This is a genomic window from Bradyrhizobium sp. LVM 105, from assembly GCF_003957705.1.
GTDB classification, from domain to species: Bacteria; Pseudomonadota; Alphaproteobacteria; order Rhizobiales; family Xanthobacteraceae; genus Bradyrhizobium; species Bradyrhizobium frederickii.
This window is the reverse complement of the sequence record NZ_QZMV01000006.1, coordinates 230,289-254,437: the sequence shown is the minus strand read 5'-3', so window position 1 is coordinate 254,437 and position 24,149 is coordinate 230,289. Positions and strand designations below refer to the sequence as shown.

The 24,149-nt window shown below is 65.3% G+C and carries 22 protein-coding genes; 18 read left to right on the top strand and 4 right to left on the bottom strand.

Annotated features, from left to right (window positions below):
- Window positions 1-213: 213 nt before the first annotated feature.
- On the top strand, window positions 214-558 hold the full coding sequence (locus tag D6B98_RS19480; protein WP_349644822.1) for a DUF3551 domain-containing protein: 345 nt from the start codon (window positions 214-216) through the stop codon (window positions 556-558).
- 174 nt (window positions 559-732) lie between these two features.
- Here D6B98_RS19480 and D6B98_RS19475 read toward each other — a convergent pair whose 3' ends face one another.
- Window positions 733-1,002 carry a DUF3551 domain-containing protein gene (locus D6B98_RS19475; protein ID WP_126258553.1) on the bottom strand — a complete coding sequence of 90 codons (270 nt, stop codon included), beginning with the start codon at window positions 1,000-1,002 and terminating at the stop codon, window positions 733-735.
- A gap of 244 nt (window positions 1,003-1,246) precedes the next feature.
- Window positions 1,247-3,679: a lytic transglycosylase domain-containing protein gene (locus D6B98_RS19470; RefSeq protein ID WP_164718739.1), complete on the bottom strand. Its 2,433-nt coding sequence runs from the start codon at window positions 3,677-3,679 to the stop codon at window positions 1,247-1,249.
- A gap of 279 nt (window positions 3,680-3,958) precedes the next feature.
- On the opposite strand from D6B98_RS19470, the gene dapA reads away from it, so the two are divergent.
- The 4 genes from dapA to D6B98_RS19450 are packed head-to-tail and all read left to right on the top strand — an operon-like array spanning window position 3,959 to window position 6,437.
- On the top strand, window positions 3,959-4,849 hold the full coding sequence (gene dapA / locus D6B98_RS19465; protein ID WP_126258551.1) for a 4-hydroxy-tetrahydrodipicolinate synthase: 891 nt from the start codon (window positions 3,959-3,961) through the stop codon (window positions 4,847-4,849).
- Between the two features lie 54 nt (window positions 4,850-4,903).
- Window positions 4,904-5,317: a large conductance mechanosensitive channel protein MscL gene (mscL, locus tag D6B98_RS19460; protein ID WP_126258720.1), complete on the top strand. Its 414-nt coding sequence runs from the start codon at window positions 4,904-4,906 to the stop codon at window positions 5,315-5,317.
- Between the two features lie 60 nt (window positions 5,318-5,377).
- Window positions 5,378-5,851 carry an SsrA-binding protein SmpB gene (gene smpB, locus D6B98_RS19455; protein WP_027530006.1) on the top strand — a complete coding sequence of 158 codons (474 nt, stop codon included), beginning with the start codon at window positions 5,378-5,380 and terminating at the stop codon, window positions 5,849-5,851.
- A 4-nt stretch (window positions 5,852-5,855) separates the two neighbouring features.
- On the top strand, window positions 5,856-6,437 hold the full coding sequence (locus tag D6B98_RS19450) for a peroxiredoxin (protein ID WP_126258550.1): 582 nt from the start codon (window positions 5,856-5,858) through the stop codon (window positions 6,435-6,437).
- A gap of 256 nt (window positions 6,438-6,693) precedes the next feature.
- Here D6B98_RS19450 and D6B98_RS19445 read toward each other — a convergent pair whose 3' ends face one another.
- Both D6B98_RS19445 and D6B98_RS19440 read right to left on the bottom strand, forming a co-directional pair.
- Complete coding sequence (locus D6B98_RS19445) at window positions 6,694-7,368, bottom strand: uracil-DNA glycosylase (protein WP_126258549.1); 675 nt, start codon at window positions 7,366-7,368, stop codon at window positions 6,694-6,696.
- The gene (locus D6B98_RS19440; RefSeq protein WP_028135957.1) at window positions 7,349-7,993 is read right to left on the bottom strand and encodes a LabA-like NYN domain-containing protein; all 645 of its coding nucleotides are present in this window, start codon (window positions 7,991-7,993) and stop codon (window positions 7,349-7,351) included. The genes D6B98_RS19445 and D6B98_RS19440 overlap by 20 nt, the downstream gene beginning before the upstream one ends.
- A gap of 330 nt (window positions 7,994-8,323) precedes the next feature.
- Between D6B98_RS19440 and rpoZ the strand changes: the two genes are divergently transcribed.
- The 13 genes from rpoZ to D6B98_RS19370 all read left to right on the top strand — a co-directional run bounded on the left by rpoZ (window position 8,324) and on the right by D6B98_RS19370 (window position 22,511).
- Window positions 8,324-8,716, top strand: coding sequence for a DNA-directed RNA polymerase subunit omega (gene rpoZ / locus D6B98_RS19435; protein WP_007603391.1), 393 nt, complete (start codon window positions 8,324-8,326; stop codon window positions 8,714-8,716).
- 204 nt (window positions 8,717-8,920) lie between these two features.
- Complete coding sequence (locus D6B98_RS19430; protein WP_126258548.1) at window positions 8,921-11,206, top strand: RelA/SpoT family protein; 2,286 nt, start codon at window positions 8,921-8,923, stop codon at window positions 11,204-11,206.
- A 45-nt stretch (window positions 11,207-11,251) separates the two neighbouring features.
- Complete coding sequence (locus D6B98_RS19425) at window positions 11,252-12,004, top strand: pyridoxine 5'-phosphate synthase (protein WP_126258547.1); 753 nt, start codon at window positions 11,252-11,254, stop codon at window positions 12,002-12,004.
- Complete coding sequence (gene acpS, locus D6B98_RS19420) at window positions 12,001-12,420, top strand: holo-ACP synthase (protein WP_126258546.1); 420 nt, start codon at window positions 12,001-12,003, stop codon at window positions 12,418-12,420. Before D6B98_RS19425 ends, acpS begins: the two co-directional genes overlap by 4 nt.
- A 249-nt stretch (window positions 12,421-12,669) precedes the next feature.
- The gene (lepB, locus tag D6B98_RS19415; protein ID WP_126258545.1) at window positions 12,670-13,434 is read left to right on the top strand and encodes a signal peptidase I; all 765 of its coding nucleotides are present in this window, start codon (window positions 12,670-12,672) and stop codon (window positions 13,432-13,434) included.
- A complete protein-coding gene (gene rnc, locus D6B98_RS19410; RefSeq protein ID WP_126258544.1) occupies window positions 13,431-14,252 on the top strand; it encodes a ribonuclease III in 822 nt (273 codons plus the stop codon). The genes lepB and rnc overlap by 4 nt, the downstream gene beginning before the upstream one ends.
- Window positions 14,242-15,168 (top strand): GTPase Era, encoded by a 927-nt coding sequence (gene era / locus D6B98_RS19405; RefSeq protein WP_126258543.1) that lies wholly within the window; start codon window positions 14,242-14,244, stop codon window positions 15,166-15,168. Before rnc ends, era begins: the two co-directional genes overlap by 11 nt.
- Window positions 15,169-15,189: 21 nt before the next feature.
- Entirely contained in the window at window positions 15,190-15,570 is a 381-nt protein-coding gene (locus D6B98_RS19400; protein ID WP_126258542.1) for a hypothetical protein, read from the top strand.
- Window positions 15,571-15,709: 139 nt separating this feature from the next.
- Window positions 15,710-16,462 (top strand): DNA repair protein RecO, encoded by a 753-nt coding sequence (recO, locus tag D6B98_RS19395; protein WP_126258541.1) that lies wholly within the window; start codon window positions 15,710-15,712, stop codon window positions 16,460-16,462.
- A 100-nt stretch (window positions 16,463-16,562) separates the two neighbouring features.
- The gene (locus D6B98_RS19390; RefSeq protein WP_126258540.1) at window positions 16,563-16,838 is read left to right on the top strand and encodes a hypothetical protein; all 276 of its coding nucleotides are present in this window, start codon (window positions 16,563-16,565) and stop codon (window positions 16,836-16,838) included.
- Between the two features lie 61 nt (window positions 16,839-16,899).
- Window positions 16,900-19,158, top strand: coding sequence for a DNA topoisomerase IV subunit A (parC, locus tag D6B98_RS19385; protein ID WP_126258539.1), 2,259 nt, complete (start codon window positions 16,900-16,902; stop codon window positions 19,156-19,158).
- Window positions 19,159-19,411: 253 nt separating this feature from the next.
- A complete protein-coding gene (locus D6B98_RS19375) occupies window positions 19,412-20,962 on the top strand; it encodes an ABC transporter substrate-binding protein (RefSeq protein ID WP_126258538.1) in 1,551 nt (516 codons plus the stop codon).
- A 4-nt stretch (window positions 20,963-20,966) separates the two neighbouring features.
- Window positions 20,967-22,511, top strand: a complete 1,545-nt coding sequence (locus D6B98_RS19370) for a GMC family oxidoreductase (protein WP_126258719.1) — start codon at window positions 20,967-20,969, stop codon at window positions 22,509-22,511.
- Window positions 22,512-24,149 lie beyond the last annotated feature (1,638 nt).

The following is a 24,149-nucleotide window of genomic DNA, read 5'->3' as shown; positions in this document are numbered from 1 at the left end:
GAAGCCCCCGGCGGGAAACTGCCGGGGGTTTTCATTTTTCTGCAAAACAAAACAGAGCATCGCGCTTCCACGCATGAGCTGAAGACCAGGGCAGCCTCCAGCTCTGTTGCTCCACGCTCAGCGCAGCTTCTAAGATCAATCTTCCGAGTGACCGAGACCCCCGGCAGGAAACTGCCGGGGTTTTTATTTGCGGGCCGTGCACCGAGCACCTAAATGGTGGATTGCTCGATAGCGCGTCAAAGGGAGCTTCCGACCATGAACATTTCGACGATCTGGAGACGGATGCTGAGCGTGCTCGCCGCGATATCGATGGTTGCCGTGGTTACTCCGGTATTCTCCCCGGCGGCTGCCGAACTCTGGAACCCCAACTACCCAGTATGCCTCCAGCAATGGGAGTGGGGCGGCAGCAGCAGGATTTCCTGTAGCTATCGGTCGTGGGAGGATTGCAAGGCTTCTGCGCTGGGACTGCCGGCGATGTGCATGACGAACCCATATTGGTCCCAGCCGACTTCAGTCCGCCAACCTCACCGCCGAGCCGCCCCCGACAGGATGTGGTGAGGATCGAGTCCTGAGGTCAGGGGGCGCGGTCCGAGCGCGACCTGCGCATTCTCGATGAGGGGCGATCAGACGACTAAAGCGCGATGCGATTAGGATGAATCGTCATCGCGCTTTAGGCTGTTGTTTAAGCATGATCTTTTCGGAAAACCGCTGCGCACTTTTCCGGATCATGCTTTAGCGTGGACCTTTCCACTCCCGGAAGGCATAGGTCGGGTTCAGCCCGCAGGAATCGATCGTGCCCGACGCCGTCGCCATGCACTGGGCGTAAGTGGAGAACTGGCAGTTGCCGGGATACCCCCAACGCCGCCCCTGCAGACAATAGCGATCCTGAATGGCCTCCGCCTGCGGCTGGGGATTCTGGCGGTTCTTGCCGTAGGCCGCCGAGCCATCGCCCGGAAGAGCGATCGCGGCCGCGAGCGCGAATGCACCGACTATGCGCAACATGACAGGTCTCCAGATTTTTCGAGCCTACAATCGATGGGCGGCAATGCCGGTTCCAATCATACCGCAACGTGGTCGGACCGTGATGGAATCATGCCGAACGCCTGCCGCACCGCGACCTGAACGTCGAAGCGATGACGATGAACCGTCGTCATCGCTTCGGATTGTCGCTTGAGCATGGTCCGGAAGACCGCGGCGCACTTTCCCGGATCATCCTTCGGGACAGGGTCTGCTCCATCGACGCGTGCTATTCCACGCGTGCGGTGCCGCGACGCAGATCGGCCTCGATCTGCAGCCGCGTGCCGCCGCCGAAGCGGGCGCGGTAGACCTGAAGGTTCTCCATGATCCGCTGCACGTAGTTGCGCGTTTCGGAGAACGGAATCAGCTCCACCCAGTCGACCGCATCCACCTTTGGGTCGCGCGGATCGCCGTAGCGTTCGACCCATTTCTTCACGCTGCCGCGACCGGCGTTGTAGGCAGCAAAGGTCATGATGTAGGAGCCGCGGTAATCCTCGAGCAGTCCGCCGAGCTCGGCCGAGCCGAGCGTGGCGTTGTAGACCGAATCGTTCTTCAGCCGGCCCAGATCGTAAGTGGCGCCGTGGCGCTTGCAGACGTAGCGGGCGGCGTCCGGCGTCACCTGCATCAGCCCATAGGCCTGCGCCGGCGAGACCACCGACGGATTGAAGGCGCTCTCCTGCCGCGCGATGGCGTAGATGATGCTGCGCTCGACCTCCGGGCCGATCGGCGTGAACTGCGGAATGCCGTTGACGGGGTAGGCGTAGAAGTCGAACGGCAGGCCGCGGTTGAGCGCAGCCTTGCCGAGCAGCAGCATGCCCCGCGCATCATTGTAGCGCTGGGTGAGCTCGCCGAGGCCGGCGAGCGCCTCGGGATCGCCGTTCTCGCCCATGTCGGCGAGCATCGGCACGGCCATCTCGCGCTCGTCGAGCTCGTAGAGCAGGTGCGCAGCGCGCACGATCTCCAGCCGTTCGGCGCCGCGCCCGCGCGGCTGGCTGTTGAGCTCGATCTGCGGCAGGCCGAGCTTGGCGCGCGCGAGCTGGCCGTAATAGCTGGTCGATTGCTCGGCAGCGCGCGCATAGGCGTTGCGCGCCTCCTGCTGCCGACCCATCGCTTCCGCGGCGCGGCCCTGCCAATAGCCGGCACGCGCCAGCGCAGTCGGATTGACGCTGCCGACGCCGATGCGGGCGAAATGCTGCGCGGCGGCGGCGGGATCGTTGAGGAAGCGGAGCGCGATCCACCCGGCCGTGAACTCCTGCTCGGTCTTGTAGATGTCGCGCGACGGCAGCGCGGCATCGCGCGCGATCAGATAGGCGCTGCGGAATTCCTCGGTGTCGATCATCTTGCGCGCCAGGAGACGCCGCTCGATCCACCATTCGTCGAGATTGTGCAGCCGGCCCGGGTCCTTCGGCGCGGACAGCATCAGCTGGGCCGCTTCCGCAAACTTCTCCTCGCGGCGCAAGAGCTGGATCTTGCTGAAGAGGAAGCCGGGATCGCTGTGCAGCTCGCGCGGCACCGCGTCGAGCAGCGCGCGCGCGTTCGGCGCCTTCTTGACGGCGGCGATGCGGGCCTTGGCGAGCGCGACATAGCCGGCGCCGAGCCGCTTGGCGGCGCGCAGCGCGGCTTCGTTCTCGCTGCCGTAGAGCAGGGTGTCCATCCGCGCCTTCTGGTCGCCCGGCGTCAGCAGGGCGCCGAACTGGTCGAGCGCGTTGTTCTCGGTGTCCTCCGACATCGGATCGCTGCGCCAGGCCTCGCGCACCAGCCGCTCGGCGTTGGCGCGGTCGCCGCGCGCGAGCATCGCCTTGGCGAGCGTGAAGCGGCCCTTGGCAGAGATCGGGGACTCGTTCTCGAACCACGACCACGCCACGGAATCGTCGCGCCTGTCGTCCCACATCGCAGCTTCGAGGCGCCGGCGCAGGAAGGTCTGCGACGGCCAGCTCGGATTGGCGGAGAGGAAGGCGCGGTAGCGCTCCACGCTCGCGCCGTTGTCCTCGCTGCGCAGGATGATCCATTCCGCGAGCTTGCGCGCGACCGGATCCGAGATGCCGGCCGCGGCATTGGTGGCGTCAGCCGCCTTGCGCTTGCGCACCAGCTCGATCACGCTCTCCAGCGTCTCCTTGTCGCCCTGCGACGTCGACGACGTCGCCGCGACCGCGGCCGGGACGACCGGCTTGCGCGGCGCGGCGTGCTGGCGGGTCGCCGGAGCCAGCACGGGGGCCACCGCGGGGCGCGGGGGAGGAGCGGAAGGTCTGACGGTGGCCGTCACGGCCGGCGCGGGAGCTGTTTTCGGAGGCGAACCGCTGGCAGCCGGATGCGCTTTCGGCGCAGGCGCCGCTGCGGCAGGCGTTGCGGCAGGCGTTGCGGCAGGCTTGGGCTTGTCCTTCGCCGCGTCTTTCCCGGCGCTCTTGCCAGCGTCCTTGCCGGCATCCTTGCCGGCATCCTTGGCCGGTTTCTTCACAGCGTCCTTGGCCGTCGCGGCAGCGGCGCCTTTGCTCGCGCCCTTCGCTGTGTCCTTGGCCGAGTCCTTGGCGGCGTCCTTGCCAGATCCTTTGCTGGTTCCCTTGGACGCGCCCGTCGCGGCGTCCTTGGCAGCCGGCTTTGCGGCTTCCGCAGGCGTCTCATTGGACTTGGCCAGGGCGGCACATCCCACCGACAGCCCTGCCATCAGGCACAGGACCAGTCCGGTGGACCGCCAGGCGGCACGAGGGAATGAGGTCACGGGTATTGTTGCCCCGAATCAGTCAAGTGGCTCAAGATCTAGCTGTATTTGATTGAATATGCGGACAAAATACCAACAGCGGCTTACCTCGGACCGATTTGCACCATCACCGCGGCAAAATCGCGGCCTAAACGGTGCGTCACACGGCAGCGGGCCTTTTACCGGCGGGATAGACCCGATATGAATGTCGCTTGCTCAAGAGATAGCCGCGTACGGAGGAAGTCCATGGCAGCCAAGACGAAATTCCGGGGGTCGTTCACCGCCTTGGTCACGCCGTTCAAGAACGGCTCGCTGGACGAGGCCGCGTTCCGCTCGCTGGTCAACTGGCAGATCTCGGAGGGCACCAACGGCCTGGTCCCGGTCGGCACCACCGGCGAGAGCCCGACGCTCAGCCACGACGAGCACAAGAAGGTGGTCGAGTGGTGCATCGCTGAAGCCAAAGGCCGCGTGCCTGTCATCGCGGGGGCCGGCTCCAACTCGACCAAGGAGGCGATCGAGCTCTCGCAGCACGCCGAGAAGGCGGGCGCGGACGCCGTGCTGGTGGTGACGCCCTACTACAACAAGCCGACCCAGGAAGGCATGTACCAGCACTTCAAGGCGATCAACGACGCGATCGGGATTCCGATCATCATCTACAACATCCCGCCGCGCTCGGTGATCGACATGTCGGTCGACACCATGAAGCGGCTGTGGGAGCTGAAGAACATCGCCGGCGTCAAGGACGCCACCGCCAGCATGGTGCGCGTGTCGCAGCAGCGCGCGGCGATGGGCGAGGACTTCAACCAGCTCTCCGGCGAGGACGCCACCATCATCGGCTACATGGCCCATGGCGGCCACGGCTGCATCTCGGTGACCTCGAACGTCGCGCCGCGCCTGTGCTCGGAGTTTCATGCCGCCTGGCAGAAGGGCGACACCAAGGCCGCGCTCGCGATCCACGACAAGCTGATGCCGCTGCACAACAACCTCTTCATCGAGAGCAACCCGGCGCCGATCAAGTACGCGATGTCGCTGCTCGGCAAGCTGGACGAGACGTTGCGGCTGCCGATGGTCCCGGTTTCCGAGCCGACGCGGGTGGCCGTGCGCAGCGCCATGGTTCACGCCGGCCTGATCAATTGAGGCGCGGGCCGACCGAGGAACCCGTTCATGAGCGTCGACGACAAGGGCAGGCGGATGCTCAAGGAATTCCGCGAGTTTGCCATGAAGGGCAATGTCGTCGATCTCGCGGTCGGCGTCATCATCGGCGCGGCCTTCGGCTCCATCGTTACATCGCTCGTCGGCGACGTCATCATGCCGATCATCGGCGCCGTCACCGGTGGCCTCGACTTCTCGAACCACTTCATCCCCTTGTCCAAGGCGGTTACCGCCACCAACTTAGTGGATGCGAAAAAGCAAGGCGCGGTCCTTGCTTACGGCAGCTTCCTGACGCTGACGATCAACTTCATCATCGTTGCTTTCGTGTTGTTCCTGGTGATCCGCGCCATGAACACGCTGAAGCGCAAGGAGGAGGCAGCGCCCGCCGCGCCGCTGAAGCCGTCGGCCGAGGTCGCGCTGCTGACCGAGATCCGCGACCTCCTCAAGAAGTGACGCGCGCGCTTCATCCGAACTGTTAGCTTTGCTGCGCATCTCGATCGGGTTTGTCCTCTCATGGCCGATAAAAACGAACGTCCAATCAAGGTCATGGCGGAAAATCGCAAGGCCCGCTTCAACTATGCGATCGAGGACACGATCGAGGCGGGCATTGCGCTGACCGGCACCGAGGTCAAGTCGATCCGCAACGGCAAAAGCACGATCGCGGAATCCTACGCCGATTCCAAGGACGGCGAGATCTGGCTGATCAACGCCACCATTCCCGAATATCTCCAGGGCAATCGCTTCAACCACGAGCCCAAGCGGCCGCGAAAACTGCTGCTCCATCGCCGTCAGATCAACAAGCTGATGGGCGCCGTCGACCGCGAGGGCATGACGCTGATCCCGCTCAAGCTCTATTTCAACGAGCGTGGCCGGGCCAAATTGCAGCTGGCGGTTGCAAAGGGCAAGAAGCTGCACGACAAGCGCGAGACCGAGAAGAAGCGCGATTGGAGCCGGGAGAAGGGGCGCCTGATGCGGGCGAGGGGCTGACGAGATGACCCAGCGGAACCTGCTCGAGGTCGATTGGAGCCAGATTCCCGCGCCCGTCGACGACGGCGCGGCCGCGCATCTCACCGGCATGGTGGTGCCGCCGATCGGCCTGCTCGCGACCAACGACACCTCGGTGACGCTGTCGGCGCTGCGCGGCCGGACCGTGGTGTTCGCCTATCCGCGCACCGGCGAGCCCGGCAAGATCTCGCTGGTCGACGATTGGGACATGATCCCCGGTGCGCGCGGTTGCACGCCGCAGACCTGTGCGTTCCGCGATCTGTTCGCCGAGCTGAAGGCCGCCGGTGCCGCCCACGTGTTCGGCCTTTCGACCCAGAGCAACGAATACCAGACCGAGATGGCCTCACGGCTGCATCTGCCGTTCCCTGTGCTGTCGGACGAGAAGCTGGCGCTCACGCAGGCACTGAAGCTGCCGACCATGGAGGTCGCGGGCCTGACGCTGATCAAGCGCCTCGCGCTGATCGTCGACGACGCACGCATCACGCGCGTCTTCTATCCGGTGTTCCCGCCCGACCGGAATGCCGGCGAGGTGCTGGACTGGCTGAGGGCCCATCCGGTCAGGACGTAAAGCGTATCCCGCATGGGGCCAGGTCTATGGCCAGCCAATGATGGGAGCGATGCCGCGCACCTAAGTCCGTCCCCGTCATCCTGAGGTGCTCGTCCTGCAACGCAGGGCGAGCCTCGAAGGACGACGGCCCGGCTGCATCCCGGCCGCTCATCCTTCGAGGCTCCCGGCGCGATGCTCCGCATCGCGCCACTCGCGCCTCAGGATGACGGGTTCAACATTGCCGGTGCTCCAGCTGCTCTCTAATCCAGGTCCGCCTTCAATCCAGGTCCGCCTTCACCTTCGCGAACACGCTGCGGAACATGTCCGGCGTCAGGACGCCGGTGTTCGTGTTGTAGCGCGAGCAGTGGTAGCTGTCGTAGAGCTTGAACGCGCCGGCCTGGTGCACGGCGCCATGGCCGAACGGGGCCTGAGAGGCCTTCAGCTTTAGCGGCTTGAGCACGCTGTCGTGCGCAATTCGCCCGAGCGCGATGATCGCGCGCAGCCTGGGCATCGTCTCGAGATTGGCGACCAGGAACTGCCGGCAGGTGTTGATCTCGGCCGGCAGCGGCTTGTTCTGCGGCGGCACGCAATGCACCGCATTGGCGATCCGGCAGTCGATCAGCTTCAGGCCGTCATCGGGACGCGCCTGATAGGTACCCTTGGCAAATCCGTATTCGAGCAGGGTGGCGTAGAGCAGGTCGCCGGCATAATCGCCGGTAAACGGCCGTCCCGTGCGGTTGGCGCCCTGCATCCCCGGCGCGAGGCCGACGATCAGGAGGCGCGCCTTGATGTCGCCGAAGGGGGCTACCGGCGCATTGTGCCACAACGGCTCGCGCGCGCGGTTTGCCTCGCGAAAGGCAACCAGGCGCGGACAGAGCGGGCAATCGCGGTCGGGAACGACGGTGGGAAGCTGGCGGCTTGGCCGGGCCGCCTCACTCCTCGAAGTCGTCATCGCCCCTCGGCGCCATCGTGGTTGCGCGCTGGAGGAATTGCGGGGCGTGGTGACGGGCCTCGCGCTCGCCGCGGTCGCGCGGGGCGGGGCGTTCGGACGGATCGCGGCCGAGCTTGGACTGCAGCTCGACGAGGTCGGTGAAGACGTCGGCCTGGCGGCGCAGCTCGTCGGCGATCATCGGCGGCTGGCTGGCGATGGTGGAGATCACCGTGACCCGCACGCCGCGGCGCTGCACGGCCTCGACCAGGGAGCGGAAGTCGCCGTCGCCGGAGAACAGCACCATCTGGTCGATGTGCTCGGCGAGCTCCATGGCGTCCACGGCGAGCTCGATGTCCATGTTGCCCTTGACCTTGCGGCGGCCGGAGGCGTCGATGAACTCCTTGGTCGCCTTGGTGACGACGGTGTAGCCGTTGTAGTCCAGCCAGTCGATCAGCGGGCGGATCGAGGAGTATTCCTGATCCTCGATGATGGCGGTGTAGTAGAACGCCCGGAGCAGCGTCCCGCGGCCCTGAAACTCCTTCAGCAGGCGCTTGTAATCGATGTCGAAGCCCAGAGTTTTCGCCGTCGCGTAGAGATTGGCCCCGTCGATGAAGAGCGCGATCTTGTTGGTAGGAGAAGGTGACATTCAGTTTGCTCGCGTAGTGTTCGTGATTGATCGTTTTATTGTTGGCGCGGCGACAGCAAGCCGCGCGTATCTAGAGTGCCGCTGAAACCCGTCGAAACCGCAAATCCGGAGAAGTCGGGGCAATCAAGGTATAGTTATGGCGGACTTGCATACACCCGGCGCTGCCCTCGATGGCAGCCCGGGAAATCACCCATCCCAGCCCCAATGTGGGGGTAGCAGAGCCGTTTGGCGAGGCCAAATCACAAATTGGCCTTGCGAAACCGGCCCGGTCCCTATAACTACCCCCAATCATCCACATATTTCGTCCCACCCACAACGGAGCGACAGTCCATGGCTCGCGTCACCGTAGAAGATTGTATCGACAAGGTCGACAACCGGTTTGACTTGGTCCTGCTGGCCGCCCACCGTGCCCGCATGATCTCGTCCGGTTCACAACTAACGGTTGACCGCGATAACGACAAGAACCCTGTTGTGTCTTTGCGCGAAATTGCCGAGACGACCATTTCGCCGGAGGACCTCCGCGAGGAGCTGGTGCACTCGCTCCAGAAGTTCGTCGAGGTCGACGAGCCGGAGCCGGATACGGTGCCGCTGATCGGTTCCGCGGGTGCGAGCGTCGATGCGGACGATACCGAAGTCGCCGTCGAGCGCATGACCGAAGAGGAGCTCCTGAAGGGTCTCGAAGGCCTTGCGCCGCCCGAGGAGCAGCCCGAGGAGGACGAGTAAATCGTCCATCGCGATCGTCGACTTCTTGTGATCTTATCAAGGCCCGAACCGTTGTTCGGGCCTTTGCTTTTGTTGACGTTTTCGTGGTTACCATAGCGTTGTGATTGGCGCTGTGTCCTGTCACTGAATTGATCGGACACAAGCGCGATCGGAGCTAGGATGTATACAACGGGTCAGCCCAGGCCCGTTTGAAGGCAGGACGGCATGGTATATCGGCGCCGCAGATCCACGCAGATGCAGGCCGCAACCGAATCGGTTGCCGTGGCCCCGACTGCGCCGGTCGCGCGCCCGGCCAAGCCCCGCGCACGCATGATGCGTCAATATGACCTCGTCGAGCGCGTCAGGTCCTACAATCCCAACACCAACGAAGATCTGCTGAATCGCGCCTATGTCTACGCCATGAAGGCGCATGGTTCGCAGACCCGCGCCTCGGGCGATCCGTACTTCTCGCACCCGCTCGAAGTCGCGGCGATTCTCACCGACCTGAAGCTCGACGACGCCACCATCGTGGCGGCGCTGCTCCACGACACGATCGAGGACACCGAGGCGACGCGGGCCGAGATCGATCAGATTTTCGGGCCGGAGATCGGCGCGCTGGTCGAGGGCCTGACCAAGCTGAAGCGGCTCGAGCTGGTGTCGCGGGAGGCCAAGCAGGCCGAGAATCTGCGCAAATTGTTGCTGGCCATTGCCGACGATGTCCGCGTGCTTCTGGTCAAGCTCGCCGACCGTCTGCACAACATGCGCACGCTGGACTTCGTGCCGACGGAATCGCGCAGGCGCATCGCCGAGGAGACGCTCGACATCTATGCGCCGCTCGCGGGGCGCATGGGCATGCAGGAAATGCGCGAGGAGCTGGAGGATCTGTCCTTCCGCACCCTCGATCCCGAAGCCTATTCGGTGGTGATGCAGCGCCTCGACGCGCTCGCCGAACGCAACCGCAATCTGATCGGGGAGATCGAGGACCAGCTCTCCAACAATTTGCGCCACAGGGGCCTGGGGGCGCGGGTCTATGGCCGCCGCAAGAAGCCGTTCTCGATCTGGACCAAGATGGAGCGCAAGTCGGTCGGCTTCGAGCAATTGTCCGACATTTTCGGCTTCCGCCTCGTCGTCAACGACATCGAGTCCTGCTATCGCGCGCTCGGCATCGTCCACACCACCTGGCCGGTGGTGCCGGGGCGCTTCAAGGACTACATCTCGACACCGAAGCAGAACGACTATCGCTCGATCCACACCACGGTGATCGGCCCCGGCAACCAGCGCGTCGAGCTGCAGATCCGCACCGAGGCGATGGACCAGATCGCCGAGCGGGGTATCGCCGCGCACGTCTTCTACAAGGAAGGCGTCGGCTCGCCAACCGAATTCCTCAAGCGCGAGTCCACGGCGTTCGCCTGGCTGCGCCACACCATCGGCATCCTCTCGGAAAGCGCCAATCCGGAGGAATTCCTCGAGCACACCAAGCTCGAGCTGTTCCACGACCAGGTGTTCTGCTTCACCCCGAAAGGCAAGCTGATCGCGCTGCCGCGCCACGCCAACGTGATCGACTTCGCCTATGCCGTGCATACGGACGTCGGCAACAGCGCGGTCGGCTGCAAGATCAACGGCCAGTTCGCGCCGCTGTCCTCGGAGCTGCAGAACGGCGACGAGGTCGAGGTGCTGACTTCGGAAGCGCAATCGGCACCGCCCTCGGCCTGGGAGACGCTTGCGGTTACCGGCAAGGCCCGGGCCGCGATCCGCCGCGCCACGCGGACCGCGGTGCGCGATCAATATGCCGGTCTCGGCCGCCGCATCGTGGAGCGCCTGTTCGAGCGCGCCAAGATCGAATATGCCGACGACAAGCTCAAGGGCGCGCTGCCGCGGCTCGCGCGGACCTCGATCGAGGACGTGATGGCGGCCGTGGGGCGCGGCGAGATCAAGGCCTCCCACGTCGCACGTGCGATGTACCCCGACTACAAGGAGGAGCGCATCGCGCGCTACGGCGTCAGGAAGGGGCTTGCCGCCAAGCTCAAGGAGAAGTCGTCGGAGCCGCCGCGCAGCCCGGTCGCGATTCCGATCCGCGGCATCAATTCCGACCTGCCGATCAAGTTCGCGCCGAACGGCGGCGCCGTGCCGGGCGATCGCATCGTCGGCATCGTCACGCCGGGCGAGGGCATCACGATCTACCCGATCCAGGCGCCGGCCCTGAAGGATTTCGAGGAGGAGCCGGAGCGCTGGCTCGACGTCCGCTGGGACATCGAGGATTCCGCACCGCAGCGCTTCCCGGCGCGCATCAAGGTCGAGAACGTCAACGAGCCCGGCGCGCTGGCGCAGATCGCGACCGTGATCGCCGAGCACGACGGCAACATCGACAACATCAGCATGCAGCGCCGGTCACCGGACTTCACGGAAACGACGATCGATCTCGAAGTCTACGATCTGAAGCATTTGAGCGCGATCCTGGCCCAGCTGCGCGCCAAGGCGGTCGTCGCCAAAGTCGAACGTGTTAATGGATAGGCGCATCTCGCATGCGCCGGTCCCTCCGATTTCATGAGCTCTGAAATGCCTGCTTCTCCGCTTCGCCTCGGCGTCAATATCGATCACGTCGCAACCGTGCGTAACGCGCGCGGCGGCCGCCATCCCGATCCGGTGCGGGCGGCGCTGCTGGCGATCGAGGCCGGCGCCGACGGCATCACCGCCCATTTGCGCGAGGATCGCCGGCACATCCGCGACGAGGACATGGCGCGGCTGAAGGCCGAGATCTCCAAGCCGCTCAATTTCGAGATGGCGGCGACCGACGACATGATGCGCATCTCGCTCGCCACCAGGCCGCACGCGGTTTGCCTGGTGCCGGAGCGCCGGCAGGAGGTGACCACCGAAGGCGGGCTGGATGTGGTCGGCCAGCACAACGCGCTCGCGCCCTGTATCGCGCGGCTGAGCGATGCCGGCATTCGGGTCTCCCTGTTCATCGCTGCCGATCCCGCCCAGATCGAGATGGCGGCGCGGCTGCGTGCGCCCGTGATCGAGATCCACACCGGCGCCTGGTGCGACGCCGTGGTCGACGGCCACACCGCCAAGGCCGAGGCCGAATGGCAGCGGATCGTGGCGGGAGTGAAGCTGGCCAAGGCTGCCGGGCTCGAGGTCCACGCCGGGCACGGGCTGGACTATGCAACGGCGGAGACGATCGCGGCCCTGCCTGAGATCATGGAGCTCAACATCGGCTACTACATGATCGGCGAAGCGCTGTTCGTGGGGCTGGCCGAGACGGTGCGCAGCATGCGCGCGGCGATGGATCGCGGCCGGAGCCGGGCATGATCATCGGCATCGGCTCCGACCTGATCGACATCACCCGCGTCGCCAAGGTGATCGAGCGCCATGGCGAGCGCTTCCTCGACCGCATCTTCACCGCGGCGGAGCGGGCCAAGGCGGAGCGCCGCGCCAAGAACGAGAAGATGGTGGTGGCGACCTACGCCAAGCGCTTCGCCGCCAAGGAGGCCTGCTCCAAGGCGCTCGGCACCGGGATCCGGCGCGGCGTCTGGTGGCGCGATATGGGCGTGGTCAACCTGCCGGGCGGGCGGCCGACGATGCAGCTGACCGGCGGCGCCCTGGCCCGGCTCCAGGCCCTGACGCCGGAGGGGTTCGAGGCCCGGATCGACGTGTCGATCACCGACGACTGGCCGCTGGCGCAGGCCTTCGTCATCATTTCCGCCGTCCCGCTGCCGAAACCCTGACGCGACGTCGCGGATTTTGTGATCTTCGTTGTAAATCAATATCTTACCCAGTTTTGATACGATCCTTGATTGCGTGGCCTCCGACAACCGTCTAAAAGTCCGCGGACGCAAATCAGCCTGGGCGAGTTCGGCTTTACGCCGGAATTGGCCCTCACTGTCAGAATCAGGACAATCTCCTTGCGCCGCGAACCGGTGGGCCGTTCGCGGGAGGAGGGCGCTCTGTGATCGCCGGCCGGAATTGAGAGAGCAATGAGCGTGACTTCGGGAACGAAAACTGAGAGCGGCGTCGGCGAAACGATCCGAGTCGTGATCCATGCTCTCCTGATCGCGCTGGTGATCCGAACTTTCCTGTTCCAGCCCTTCAACATCCCGTCCGGCTCGATGAAGGCGACGCTGCTGGTCGGCGACTATCTGTTCGTCTCGAAATATTCCTACGGCTACAGCCATTATTCGATTCCGTTCTCGCCGCCGCTGTTCTCGGGGCGGATCTGGGGCTCGGATCCGGACCGCGGCGACATCGTCGTGTTTCGCCTGCCGAAGGACGATTCCACCGATTACATCAAGCGCGTGATCGGCCTTCCCGGCGACCGCATCCAGATGCGGGACGGGCTGCTCTACATCAACGACGCGCCGGTCGAGCGGCAGCGGATGAGCGAATATGTCGGCGAGGAGCCCTGCGGCTCGGAAGGCGGCGGCATCTCCCGGGTGAAGCGCTGGAAGGAAACACTGCCGAACGGCGTGTCCTATGAGACGCTCGACTGCGCCGACAACGGCTACGTGGACAACACCAACGTCTACACCGTGCCGTCAGGCCATTTCTTCATGATGGGCGACAACCGCGACAACTCCACCGATAGCCGCTTTCTCGGCCAGGTCGGCTATGTGCCGAAGGAGAATCTGATCGGCCGCGCCCAGATGATCTTCTTCTCCATCGCCGAAGGCGAGCATGCCTGGATGGTCTGGCGCTGGCCGTGGGCGGTACGCTGGAATCGCTTCTTCAAAATCGTCCGATGAAAGACGAAGCCAAGGACATCGCCATCCAACCGACCGAGGCGCAAGCCGCTCCTGAGAGCGAAGCTGCACCGAAGACGCCTGCCAAGAAGAAGCGGGCGCGGAGCAGCAAGGCCAAGGGCACCGATGCGAACGCGGCGCTCGAGGCGCGCATCGGCCACAGCTTCACCGACCCGAACATGCTGATGCAGGCGATCACGCATGTCTCGGCGCTGAAGTCCGGGCGCAAGCGCGGCGACAGCTACCAGCGCCTGGAATTCCTCGGCGACCACGTGCTCGGGCTCGTCGTCTCCGACATGCTCTATCACGCCTTCCCGAACGCCGACGAGGGCGAGCTCTCCAAGCGTCTTGCCGAGCTCGTGCGCAAGGAAAGCTGCGCCGACGTCGCCAAGTCGCTCGGCCTGCTCGACGACATCAAGCTCGGCTCGGTCGGCTCCAGCGCCGATGCCCGCCTCCGCAAATCCATCCTCGGCGACATCTGCGAGGCCGTGATCGGCGCCGTCTTCCTCGACGGGGGCTACGCAGCGGCGTCCGAGTTCGTCAGGCGCAACTGGACCGAGCGCATGCACAAGCCGCGCCGTCCGTTGCGCGATCCCAAGACGGTGCTGCAGGAATGGGCGCAAGGCAAGGGGCTGCCGACGCCGGTCTATCGCGAGGTCGAGCGCACCGGCCCGCATCACGATCCGCAGTTCCGCGTCGCCGTCGACCTGCCGGGCCTCGCGCCGGCCGAGGGCATTGGCGGCAGCAAGCGCGCGGCAGAAAAGGTAGCAGCTTCGGTGATGATTGAACGTGAAGGCGTCGGCGGCAGCAATGACGGCTGAGGCAAGCGGCGAGGCGCCCGTTGCGACGCGCTGCGGCTTCGTTGCGCTGATCGGCGCGCCGAATGTCGGCAAGTCCACCCTGGTCAATGCGCTGGTCGGGGCCAAGGTCACGATCGTCTCGCGCAAGGTGCAGACCACGCGCGCGCTGATCCGCGGCATCGTGATCGAGAACAACGCGCAGATCATCCTGGTCGACACGCCCGGCATCTTCCTGCCGAAGCGGCGGCTCGACCGCGCCATGGTCTCCACCGCCTGGAGCGGGGCGCATGACGCCGATCTCGTCTGCGTGCTGCTCGATGCCAAGACCGGCATCGACGAGGAGGCCGAGGCGATCCTCACCAAGGCCGCCAGCGTCAATCACGAGAAGATCCTCGTCATCAACAAGGTCGACCTGGTCCAGCGCGAGAAGCTGCTGGCGCTGGCGCAGGCCGCCAACGAGCGCATGAAGTTCGCGCGCACCTTCATGATCGCGGCGATCTCGGGCGACGGCGTCGACGATCTCCGCAGGACGCTCGCCGAGATGGTGCCGGCGGGTCCGTTCCTCTATCCCGAGGACCAGATGTCGGACGCGCCGATGCGGCAGCTGGCGGCCGAGATCACGCGCGAGAAAATCTATCAGAAGCTGCACCAGGAACTGCCCTACCAGTCCACGGTCGAGACCGACAAGTGGGAGGAGCGCAAGGACAAGTCGGTGCGGATCGAGCAGACGATCTTCGTCGAGCGCGAAAGCCAGCGCAAGATCGTGCTCGGCAAGGGCGGCGCCACCATCAAGTCGATCGGCGCGGACTCGCGGAAAGAGCTGATGCAGATCCTGGACGTGCCGGTGCATCTGTTCCTGTTCGTCAAGGTGCGCGAGAACTGGGGCGACGATCCCGATCGCTACCGCGAGATGGGTCTGGACTTTCCGAGAGAATAACCAAGAAAAGATCGGTATCCGATGAGCGTGCCCAGCAACGTCAGGCGCTTCGAAGCGCTGCTCTACGCATCGTTGATGCTGGACGCCTTGTCCGTTGCGGCGCAGGACCGCACGCCCAATGCCGAGATGACCGAGCAGATGATCATGACGGGGACCCTGCTCGCCGGCGGCATGATCCTGCTCCTTCTCTATTTCGTCCGGCTGGCCGCGCATGGACGCAAGAACTGGCCGCGCTGGGTGCTGGCGGCCGCGCTCGTGCTGTCGGTCATCTCGCTCGGCCAGATCATCGGCGCGAGGGGCTTGGAGCTCGACAGCGCGATCGAGATCGTCTCCTGCGCGCTGACCACGATGGGCCTGTATTTCTCCTTCACCGGCGACGCACAGGGCTGGTTCAACGCGTAGCGACTTACACGGTGCCGTAGGGTGGGCAAAGGCGCGCCTGCGCGCGCCGTGCCCACCATCGTGCGCCGTCGATCAAATTGGTGGGCACGCTTCGCTTTGCCCACCCTACAGCCGCTCGAAATGCGATAAGCTTTCCCCTATGGAATGGACCGACGAAGGCATCGTGCTGGGGGTGCGGCGGCATGGCGAATCCAGCGCCATCGTCGAGCTCCTGACGCGCGCGCACGGCCGGCATCTCGGCCTCGTGCGCGGCGGCGCCAGTTCGCGGATGCGGCCGCTTTTGCAGCCGGGGAACAGCGTCAGCGCGGTCTGGCGGGCGCGGCTCGACGAGCATCTCGGCACCTATACGATCGAGGGCCTGAAGCTGCGCGCGGCCACGCTGCTCGGATCGTCCCACGGCGTCTACGGCGTCACCCATCTCGCCTCGATCGCGCGCCTGCTGCCGGAGCGCGATCCGCACGAGGAGATATTTGCGCTGCTCGAGCATTCGCTCGACGATTTCGAGGACATCGGGGGCGCGGCCGTGCACCTCATCCATTTCGAGCTGGCAATGCTCGCCGAGCTCGGCTTCGGGCTGGCGCTGGAAAATTGTGCGGTGACCGGCGAGACCGCCGAGCTGATCTACGTCTCGCCGAAATCGGGCGGCGCGGTGTCGCGCAGCGCGGGCGAGCCCTGGCGTGACCGCCTGTTGCGCCTGCCGCCGTTTCTGCGTCAGGGCGAAACCGCCAGCGACCTGACCGAGCAGGATCTCCAGGACGGATTTCGACTCACCGGCCTGTTCCTGCTGCGTCACGTGCTGGAGCCGCGGGGGCAGGGCCATTCCGATGCGCGCGCGGGCTTCATCAACGCCCTGATCCGGCAACAGGCGAGGGCCGCGATTCCCGCGCCATGAGCGAAACGGGACTCTGCCTTGCCCTCTCACAGGGAGTTCCACGGGAACGAAATCGGGGTCATCGGGTTCGCCCTTGGGTTCCACAACGGGGACAGCCTAAATGTTGATCAGGGGATTCGCCTTTTCCGCGGCGCTGTTCGCGTTCGCGCCTGATGCCATGGCCGCCGAGCCGCAACCCGGCGCGTTTCGCCGGGCGTCCTGCACTGTCGTGCGGTACTATGTGGCCAAATATTCCGCTGCCGCCGCAGAGACATGGGCGCGGTCGAAGGGGGCGACGGAGGCTGAAATCGAGGCCGCCCGGCGCTGCCTGACCAATGCGCCGGCACCGGCCCAGGACAAGACCCAGACCGTGACAGCCGGCTGGGCAGGGCACTAGCCCGCCCACAGGGAACCAATCCATCCTTGCCCGATTCCCTTCCACGGTTTAACCGGGCGGCATGGGAAAACGAATCGTTCCGCCGGAAGAACCGGCCGAAATTCACGAGGTGCCGCTGCGGGAAGCGCTGGAAGAGCGCTATCTCGCCTATGCGCTCTCCACCATCATGCACCGCGCGCTGCCCGACGCGCGCGACGGCCTGAAGCCGGTGCACCGCCGCATCCTCTACGGCATGCGCCTGCTCCGGCTCGACCCCGGCACGGCCTTCAAGAAATCCGCCAAGATCGTCGGCGACGTGATGGGCTCGTTCCATCCGCACGGCGACCAGGCGATCTACGACGCCATGGTGCGCCTCGCGCAGGATTTCTCCTCGCGCTACCCGCTGGTCGACGGCCAGGGCAATTTCGGCAATATCGACGGCGACAACCCGGCCGCCTACCGCTACACCGAAGCGCGCATGACCGACGTCGCGCGGCTTCTGCTCGACGGCATCGACGAGGACGGCGTCGAATTCCGCGCCAATTACGATGGCCAGTCGAAGGAGCCGGTCGTGCTGCCCGGCGGCTTTCCGAACCTGCTCGCCAACGGCGCGCAGGGCATCGCCGTCGGCATGGCGACCTCGATCCCACCGCACAACGCCGCCGAGCTTTGCGATGCCGCGCTGCATCTGATCGAGAAGCCCGACGCGAAATCCAAGGCGTTGCTGAAGTGGGTGAAGGGCCCGGACTTCCCGACCGGGGGCATCATCGTCGATTCCAAGCAGGCGATCGCCGAGGCCTACGCCACCGGCCGCGGCTCGTTCCGTGTCCGGGCGAGGTGGGAGCAGGAGGAGGGCGCGCGCGGCACCTGGGTCGTCGTCGTCACCGAGATTCCCTTCCTGGTGCAGAAATCGCGCCTGATCGAGAAGGTCGCCGAGCTGCTCGACCAGAAGAAGCTGCCGCTGGTCGGCGACATCAGGGACGAGTCGGCCGAAGACGTCCGCATCGTGATCGAGCCGAAGTCGAAGAACGTCGATCCGGCCCTGATGATGGAATCGCTATTCCGGCTCACCGAGCTCGAAAACAAGATTCCGCTGAACCTCAACGTGCTGATCAAGGGCAAGGTGCCGAGGGTCGTGGGCCTTGCCGAGGCCTTGCGCGAATGGCTCGACCATCTGCGCGACGTCCTGATCCGCCGCAGCAATTACCGCAAGGCGCAGATCGAGCACCGGCTCGAAGTCCTCGGCGGCTTCCTGATCGCCTATCTGAACATCGACAAGGTGATCAAGATCATCCGCACCGAGGATGAGCCGAAGCCCGAGCTGATGAAGGCGTTCAAGCTCACCGAGGTGCAGGCCGAAGCCATCCTCAACATGCGCCTGCGCTCCTTGCGCAAGCTCGAGGAGATGGAGATCCGCACCGAGGACAAGAACCTCCGCAACGAGCTCAAGGGCATCAACGCGGTGCTCGCCTCCGAGGCCGAGCAGTGGAAGAAGGTCGGCGAGCAGGTCGGCAAGGTCCGCGACATGTTCGGGCCGAAGACGCCGCTCGGCAAGCGCCGCACCACTTTTGCCGACGCGCCCGAGCACGATCTCGCCGCGATCGAGGAGGCCTTCGTCGAGCGCGAGCCGGTGACGGTCGTCGTCTCCGACAAGGGCTGGATCCGCACCATGAAGGGCCATGTCGAGGATCTCTCGGGGCTCGCCTTCAAGCAGGACGACAAGCTCGGCTTCGCCTTCTTCGCCGAGACGACCTCGAAGCTGCTGCTGCTCGCCACCAACGGCAAGTTCTACACGCTCGACGTCGCCAAGCTGCCGGGCGGCCGCGGTCACGGCGAGCCGATCCGCCTGTTCATCGACCTCGAGCAGGAGGCCGCGCCCGTCGCGCTGTTCGTCAACAAGGGCGGACGGAAATTCCTGGTCGCGAGCCACGAGGGCCAGGGTTTCGTCGTCAACGAGGACGATTGCGTCGGCACCACCAAGAAGGGCAAGCAGGTCCTCAACGTCGACATGCCGAACGAGGCGCGCGCGATCGCCGAGGTGATCGGCGACACCGTCGCGGTGATCGGCGAGAACCGCAAGATGCTCGTCTTCCCGCTCGACCAGGTGCCGGAAATGGCGCGCGGCCGCGGCGTGCGCCTGCAGAAGTACAAGGACGGCGGCCTCTCGGACGTGACCGTGTTCGAGGCCAAGGCCGGCCTGACCTGGAAGGACTCCGCGGGCCGCGAATTCTCCGCGACCATGAAGGAGCTCAGCGAGTGGCAAGGCACCCGCGCCGACGCCGGCCGCCTGCCGCCGAAGGGTTTCCCGAAGTCGAACAAGTTCGGCCGGGGCATCGGGTAGGGCGCAGCCCGTCGCCACGCAACAGGTGTCATGCCCCGGCTTGACCGGGGCATCCAGTACGCCGCGGCCTTTCCGTATCATCGCAGGATCTCTGGAATACTGGGTCGCCCGGTCAAGCCGGGCGATGACACCGACGGTGTAGCCGCAAACGCGCGGCTGATAGCCGTGTGCGCATACGTGCTTCTGCCGTGTGGGCACGAACATTGCTTTTTGCTGGCGACCGTATCCGTTTCGCCAAGGCAAGAAGAAACCAATGTTCAAACTCAAGTCTTTGATCCCCGCGCTGTTCGGCCTCGCGCTGGCCGCGGCGCCCGCGCATGCGGCGGGGAATCTCGTCGCGGTGCTCGAGGCGGAAATCGTCACCCTCGATCCGCATTTCTCCACGGCCTATATTTCGCGCACGTTTGGCTACATGGTGTTCGATACGCTGTTTGCGAAGGACTCCAAGGGCGACATCAAACCGCAGATGGTGCAGGACTGGAAAGTCTCGCCCGATGGCCTGACCTACAGTTTCACCCTGCGCGATGGCCTGAAGTGGCATGATGGCCAGCCGGTCACCGCGGCCGACTGCGTGGCCTCGCTGCGCCGCTGGGGCACCCGCAGCGCGCTCGGCCGCCGCATCTTCGCGATCACGGCGTCGCTCGAACCCACCGATGCCAAGACTTTCGTGCTGACGTTGAAGGAGCCGTCGGGTCTCGTCATCGACGCGCTCGGCAATCCCGTCAGCCCCGTCGCCTTCATGATGCCCGAGCGCATCGCCAAGACCCCCGGCGACCAGCGCATCACCGAGATCATCGGTTCCGGCCCGTTCGTCTACAGCAAGGCCGATCACCGCACCGGCGATCGCATGATCCTGAAGAAGTTCGCCGACTATGTACCGCGCCCCGAGCCCGCCGACTTCCTCGCCGGCGGCAAGCGCGTCAATGTCGACACGCTGGAGGTCCGCGTCATTCCTGACGGTGCGACCGCAGCCTCCGCGCTGCAGGCCGGCGAAGTCGACTTCATGCAATACGCCCCGTTCGATCTATTGCCGCAGTTGGAGAAGAACTCCCGCGTCAAGCTCGTCAACTTCACCGGCGGCAACATGTTCGCAGGCGCCTACCGCCTCAACGCCGCGTCCAAACCGTTCGACGATCCCGCGATCCGGCGCGTGCTGTGGAAGCTGGTCGACCAGCGCGAAGTGCTGGATGCGCTCGGGCTGGATGCCAAATACGCCACGCCTTGCGCGACGTTCTTCACCTGCGGCACCACCTATGAAAGCAAGGCCGGCACCGAGGCGGCGGCGAAGCCCTCGATCGAGGCGGCGAAGGCCGCGCTGAAGGCGACCAAATATGCCGGCGAGCCCGTCGTCGTCATGCAGGCCAATGATCTCGAAGCCCCGCGCGTCTCGGCGCAGGTGCTCGCCGAGCGGCTGAAGGCCGCCGGCTTCAACGTCGATCTGCAGGTGATGGACTGGGCGAGCGTGCTGGCGCGCCGCGCCAAGAAGGAGGGCTGGAGCGTCTACGGCGTTCACGCCGGCGGTTTCGATCTGGGCTCGCCGCTGACCAATGTGATGGTTGCCTTCAACTGCGCCGACTTCACCGGCTGGCAATGCGATGCGCGCATCACGCCGTTGATGGAAGCCTTCGCCAAGGCGCCGGCCGAGGAGGACCGCAAGAAGATCGCAGGCGAGATCCAGGCCGTCATGTACGATCAGGCTCCCGGAATTCCCTGGGGCCAGTTCGCGCAGCCGGCCGCCTATCGCGCGACCTTGCGCGGTCTGATACCGTCCGCCATCCCGGTGTTCTGGAATGTCGAGAAGTAACGCGATGTACGATGTCATTGTTGTTGGCGGCGGCTCCGCCGGCGCTGCGGTTGCGGCGCGGCTGTCGGAGGATCCCGCACGGCGCGTTTTGTTGCTGGAGGCGGGCCGCGACTGGCGCGCGGACGATGCACCGTGGGAGGTGACGACGCCGAACCCGATCCCGATCATCCACAAGCGCGAGTACCAGGAGAAATGGCAATGGCCTGACCTTCTGTCGCGCCGGGTCGCCGGTCAGGAGCCGCGCTTCTACTGGCGCGGCAAGGGGCTCGGCGGCTCGTCGATGATGAACGGCCAGATCGCCATCCGCGGCGTTGCCGATGCCTTCGACGAATGGGCCGCCAATGGCTGCACCGGCTGGTCGGCCAGGGAGGTGATGCCGCTGTTCTCCGTGATCGAGGACGACCTGGAGTTCGGCGACGCCGAGGGCCACGGCCGCGGCGGGCCGTTGCCGGTCTATCGCGCGCCGCCGGAGAAATGGGGACCGATCGATCGCGGCTTGCGCGATGCGGCGCTGGCGAGCGGCTATCCCTGGTGTGCCGACCTCAACGGCCCGGACGGCGAGGGCGTCGCCTGCTATCCCATCAACAGCCGCGACTTGCGCCGCATCAGCACCAATGAGGGCTATCTCGAGCCGGCGCGCGGCCGCGCCAATCTGGAGATCCGCGGCCATGCGCTGGTCGATCGCGTGCTGATCAGCGACGGCCGCGCGACCGGCGTCCGCGTTCATATCGACGGGCAGGGCACCCACGAGATCGGCGCGCGCCAGATCGTGCTGTGCGCCGGCGCCATCCACAGCCCGGCGATCCTGCTGCGTTCGGGCATCGGGCCGGCCGAGGAGTTGAAGGCGATGGGCATTGCGGTCGCGCGTGACCTGCCGGTCGGCCGGCACTTCTTCGATCACCCGCTGTTTCGCGCCACGATCCAGCTCCGCGAGGATCTCCGCCCCACCGATCCCGACACCCGTCACACCAATTGCTGCGTGACCTATTCCTCCGGGCTCGCCGACGGCGGCAAGCGCGACATGATCCTGATCGCCTTCAATCATCGCGGCATCGGCGTGCCGGGCGCGATCGGCGCCGGGCTGTTCAACGCGTATTCCCGCGGCACGCTCAGATTGGCCTCGCCCGATGCCGCGATCGATCCTGTCGTCGAGGAGAACATGCTGGCCGATCCCCGCGACATGCTGCGCATGATGGACGCGGTGAAGCGCCTTGCGGTGATCACGTCGCAACCGGCGCTGGCGGGCATCGCCGACTGGATCCGGCTCGCCGACACCGAGCTGACGCTGCCGCAGGCCGCCAGCCTCCCGGACCGCGAGCTCGACGCGGTGCTGCGCCGAGAGACCGGCGACATCCAGCACGCCGCCGGCAGTTGCCGCATGAGCGGCGTTGGTGACGCCGACGGTGTGGTCAACCCCGACGGCACGGTGAAGGGCATCGCTTCCTTGCGCGTCGCCGACGCCTCGATCATGCCGTCCGACTGCCGCGCCAATACGCATTTCACCACGGTGGTGATCGGGGAGGCGATCGCGCGGATGATGATGCGGTAGCGCCACAAGGATGGTGTCATGCCCCGCGCAGGCGGGGCATCCAGTACGCCGTGGCCAATCTTCTCAATCACGTTGGTCTCGGTGTACTGGATCGCCCGGTCCCGGCTCCGCCAAGGCTACGCCGAGGCCTACACGGACGCTCGGCACGCCGAAGCTTCAGCGAAGGCGGCAAGCCGGGCGATGACACCGAGTGTGGTGCTCGCGGCTTCTCCGCGTCATTGCGAGCGGAGCGAAGCAATCCAGAATCTCTCCGCAGATGCAGTCTGGATTGCTTCGTCGCATCAGCGCAAAATTGCTTCGCAATTTTGTCGCGAGCTCCTCGCAATGACGGAGCAAGGGGTGGGGCCGCCGTCTCCAATTCACATTCAAACAGCAGACGCAGCATCGCCTTCCCGCGGCGCGTCTCGCCCGAGTTTTGCTTCACGGCACGCCCTCGAGAAAGACGAGGGCGCAGGGAAGGCCGGGCGTCGGCGGCACCCGAGTCCGTGCGCGACAGAAGATGCACACGGGGTGGACTACAGGTGATGCCGGTCGCCCGGCCTTCCCTGCGCGAATGGTTTTAACGGTGTCCTTCGTGCTCTCCTCGGGGAGCGTTGCACTATTGCCCCCGTCGCCTTGCGGCTGGCTGACGCGCGGGCCAGGTCGGGCCGCCACATCACCGCAAGACTTGACGCCAGAACCCCGGGCGTCGGGACCACACGACTTCTCCGTCCGCGCACGTCCTCGCATGTCGCTCCGAGGGGTGGCGTGTGCTCGCCCCCGAAGCCATGCGAAGACGCTGTCAGCGCCGTGTCGTATGCGCGGCAGGCCATTGCTCACGGTGTCCCGCCCTGCAACGCCCGTTGCGCCGACGCCGTCGCGTCCATCGCTGCCCAGCCCGCGGTTCGTGACGATCGCGATCCGCCCCTCGTCTCGGGCCAGGGTGACCGGTTTGTACGATAAATCCGAATTTCGGTAAAGTGGAATATTTTGCGCGATGGAGCTTGACAGGCGGTGTGCTCAAACTGACCGGGCTGTTTTGCCCGACGGGCAGTGGACCTCTGAAACAGGGAGATCGAGGCCGGAGTTGCCCTTCATCTCAACCGTCAGAATGTCCGCTTTCGTTGACCCGCTGCGGATCTTTACCGCGCCACCAAGTCGCAGGTTTTCGGACGATCCCCTCGGTTTGAAGCCGGGACCGGCTCTTGTATTAATTTGTAACTGAGATATAATTTTTAAATATATTTAAATACCGGCGCCTCGGGGGCCTAAGAGGAAAACATCCATGAAGATAACCTGGGGCGTTCTTTCCGCAGCAGCATTTGCGTTGTCTCTGGCGATGACCATGCCATCTGCATCGGCTTGCAACGGCAACGGGAATTGTTCCGACGCGCCCGGCCAAGTGAGGGGAGCCCCCGGACCGATTGCGGGCGCCGGTCTTCCTATTCTCGCCGTTGGATACGGCGTGTACTGGCTGGTGAGACGACGGCGGACCCGGTAGTTGCGCGTAGGCGTCCGCGGTCGCTAACCGCCAGTTTGCTCCGGCCCCTCTTTGCCCCCCATCCGGAGCATCGACGGCCCCAGTTGACGGTGCGTCGGCGGGGCCGTCGCGCTTTGTCGGACCTTCTTTCATATTCGCGTCATGTCGCCAGTTGGGCC